Annotated in this window: 3 protein-coding genes; 1 reads left to right on the forward strand and 2 read right to left on the reverse strand. The window is 67.5% G+C overall.

All coding sequences use genetic code 11. The annotated features are described in order from the left end of the window. A partial coding sequence (locus tag ACIQ7H_RS22175; RefSeq protein ID WP_395795665.1) for a hypothetical protein occupies window positions 1–213 on the reverse strand: 213 nt, incomplete at its 3' end. A 107-nt stretch (window positions 214–320) separates the two neighbouring features. Then, complete coding sequence (locus ACIQ7H_RS22180) at window positions 321–2,051, reverse strand: hypothetical protein (protein WP_395795667.1); 1,731 nt, start codon at window positions 2,049–2,051, stop codon at window positions 321–323. A 70-nt stretch (window positions 2,052–2,121) separates the two neighbouring features. On the opposite strand from ACIQ7H_RS22180, the gene glyA reads away from it, so the two are divergent. Further along, window positions 2,122–3,172: serine hydroxymethyltransferase (gene glyA / locus ACIQ7H_RS22185; protein WP_395795669.1), on the forward strand; the 1,051-nt coding region annotated here is incomplete at its 3' end.

Consider the following 3,172-nt stretch of genomic DNA (forward strand, 5'->3'; position numbering starts at 1 on the left):
GCGCGTCTGCTTCTTCTTCGCCGTGTAGGCCAGAGAGTCGAAGGTGGTCTGCTTCATGGGGTGACTGTCATGTGGGTGATGCACAAATTCTACCAGCCGGGCTGGGATAAAACAGAGGTTCCCTAGCACCTGTTGGGCCAAAATATGCCGTGGAAACAACCCATGTCCGTGATCGAGATTATCGTCACGCCGGCGCGCTCGTCGCCACTCCATTGCAAGCTCCGCGACCGTTTGCTCTTCGTCTATTGAATGCAAAGGCAGTGCGATTGGTCGAGCTGAGCGTGCAGCTACCACTTCCCATTCGCTATTTCCTCCCAGCCTCACCCCGCCAGAAATTCCCCCAACGCCACCTGCGTCTCCGCCCGCGCATACAGTCGTCCGGCCCGCGCCTGCAGCGCTTCCCGCAGGCGCTGTCGCTCCGCGGGATCGCTGCCCAGAGCTTTGGCTTTGCGCAGCATGACTTCGGCGTCGTGGGCGATCAGTTCGGGCAGGTCGAGCAGGCGCAGCAGGCCGGCGGTTTGGCGTTCGCGCATGGTGTGGCCTTCGATGGCGATGATCGGCAGGCCGCGGGGCAGCAGGTCGAGGGCGCTCATGCCGCCGGACCAGCCGAGGCTGTCGAGGCCGAAGTCGCAGTCGATGGCGAGGCGCTGGAATTCAGCCAAGGGCATCAGTGGATGCAGCACGACGCGGGTGTCGAAGTCGACGCTGTGGGCGGCGAACACGGGCCGCATGCGCATTGCGAGCGCGTCCTGCACGTGGGCGGGCACCAAGGGGGTCAGGTGCAGGCGCGCCTGCGGCAGGGCCTGCAGCAGGCGGGCGAACACGGCGTCCTGCGCGGGCAGCAGCTTGAACGCGGTTTGCGCGCACAGGATTTCGAGGCTGCCGGTTTGAGTGCGACGCAGGTGTGTGGCGGCCCGTGCGGTGCGCGCGGTGACTGTGGGCGTAACGGTGGTCGCGGCCTGCGACGCGCCCTTTGCCGCATCCAGCGGCGCATCCGCGAGGTCTTCGGCCGACGCAGTCTCCTGCGTATCCAGCGACTCATTCATCGCGGCTTCCGGCACCTCCACCGGCGCCGCCAGCCCGTGGCCCAGGCCGGGCAGGCGCAGCAGGCGTTCGGAATAGTGGTCCTGCGCGTTCGCGGGCTCGAGTGCGTCCGGGCTCAGCACCCAATCGAGGGTTGGCAGGCCGGTGCTGACCGGGTGCCCCCACAGGCAGGCCTGGCGCGGCGCCAGTCGCAGGGCGGCCAGGCCTTGGCCCAGCGGGTGCATGCCCAGTTCCAGGTACACCAGCACATCGGGCTGCAGGGCGCGGATCAGCTGCGCCCACTCTGGCGCCTCGCGCGGGCCGGCGTGGCGGGTGCCGGCGGCGGCGACGCGCCGTTGCCAGTGCTCGGGGCCGGGCTCGAAATCGAGCAGATGGATATCAAAGCGGCTGCGGTCCAGGCCCTCGATCAGCGGCAGGAACAGGCGCGCCACGGTGTGCTCGCGAAAGAAGGCGCTGGCGAATATCACGCGCCGCCGGCCGGTGCGCAGGGGCCGCGGCGGTTCGCCGGGGTCGAGCTGGGCCATCATCCGCGCCAGCAGGCGGCCGTAGCGCTTCATCTCCGGCACCGCGGCGTCGACGTAGTGCAGATAAAAGGCAGTCGCGCTGCCGACACAGCCCCAGATGTGCTGGTGGATCTCGGGGCGGCGGTAGTCCAGTGACTCGAAGTACTTCAGGCCGGCGCGCCAGCGCTCGATAAAGGCCTGCTGCTCGGCGCTGCTGGCGTGGCTGGGGTCAAGCGGGTACTGGAAGCCCAGCCAGCGCGCCGGCAAAAATCCCGCATCGCGCTGCAGCGCCAGCGCCAGCGCCCGGTGGCCCTCGCGAAAGTGGAAGCCGCTGAAGGCCTCGAAGGCCCAGGCCATGGCGGTGTAGACATCGCCGCCTTCGGCCAGCACGCGGGCGGCGGCCAGGCGCGGGTCGCTGCCGGCCTCGGCGCTCTCGCAGGCAAGGCGATAGGCCTCGGCCGCGGCGGCCTGGGCGTTGGGCGGGACAGAATCGACTGTTGACATGCGCGAAGTTCAGAGGGCAAAGCGCGCCAAGGTATCATTCGCGTCTTCCCCAACGCCTGGTGCCCTGCCCATGTTCGCGTCCTCCATGAAGATCGAAGGCTACGACCCCGAACTCGCCGCTGCGATGGCCGCCGAACGCCAGCGTCAGGAGGACCACGTCGAACTGATCGCGTCGGAAAACTACGCCAGCCCGCGCGTGCTCGAAGCCCAGGGCAGCGTGTTGACCAACAAGTACGCCGAGGGCTATCCGGGCAAGCGCTACTACGGCGGCTGCGAGCACGTTGATGTGGCGGAACGGCTGGCGATCGAACGCTGCAAGCAGCTGTTCGGCGCCGACTACGCCAATGTGCAGCCGCACTCCGGCAGCCAGGCCAATGCAGCGGTGTACTTGGCCCTGCTGAATCCGGGCGACACCATCCTTGGCATGTCGCTGGCCCACGGCGGCCACCTGACCCACGGCGCCAAGGTCAACTTCAGCGGCAAGATCTTCAACGCGGTGCAGTACGGCGTCGACGAAAACGGTCTGCTGGATTACAGCGAGATCGAGCGGCTGGCCCTTGAGCACAAACCGAAGATGCTGGTCGGCGGTTTCTCGGCCTACTCGCAGAAGATCGACTGGGAGCGGATGGCAGCGATTGCGAAGTCGGTCGGCGCGTACTTCTTCGTCGACATGGCCCATGTGGCCGGCCTGGTCGCCGCGGGCGTGTACCCGAACCCGGTGCCGCATGCCGACGTGGTCACCAGCACCACCCACAAGACCCTGCGCGGCCCGCGCGGCGGCATCATCATCGCCCGCGCCAACGAGGCGCTGGAGAAGAAGTTCCAGTCGCTGGTGTTCCCCGGCACCCAGGGCGGCCCGCTGATGCACGTGATCGCGGCCAAGGCCGTGGCCTTCAAGGAAGCGCAGGAGCCTGAGTTCACCGCCTATCAGCAGCAGGTGGTCAAGAACGCGCAGGCGATGGCCAACACGCTGATCGCGCGCGGCTACAAGATCGTCTCCGGCGGCACCGAAAACCATCTGATGCTGATCGACCTGATCGGCCGCGAGCTCAGCGGCAAGGACGCCGAAGCCGCCCTCGGCAGCGCGCACATCACGGTCAACAAGAACTCGGTGCCGAACG

The organism is Aquimonas sp. (genome assembly GCF_044377145.1).
In the GTDB taxonomy this organism is placed as follows: Bacteria; Pseudomonadota; Gammaproteobacteria; order Xanthomonadales; family Xanthomonadaceae; genus Aquimonas.

Bases quoted from the DNA above. Each gene is read 5' to 3' on its own strand.
- ACIQ7H_RS22180 (WP_395795667.1), bottom strand. From the start codon at position 2,051: ATGTCAACAGTCGATTCTGTCCCGCCCAACGCCCAGGCCGCCGCGGCC.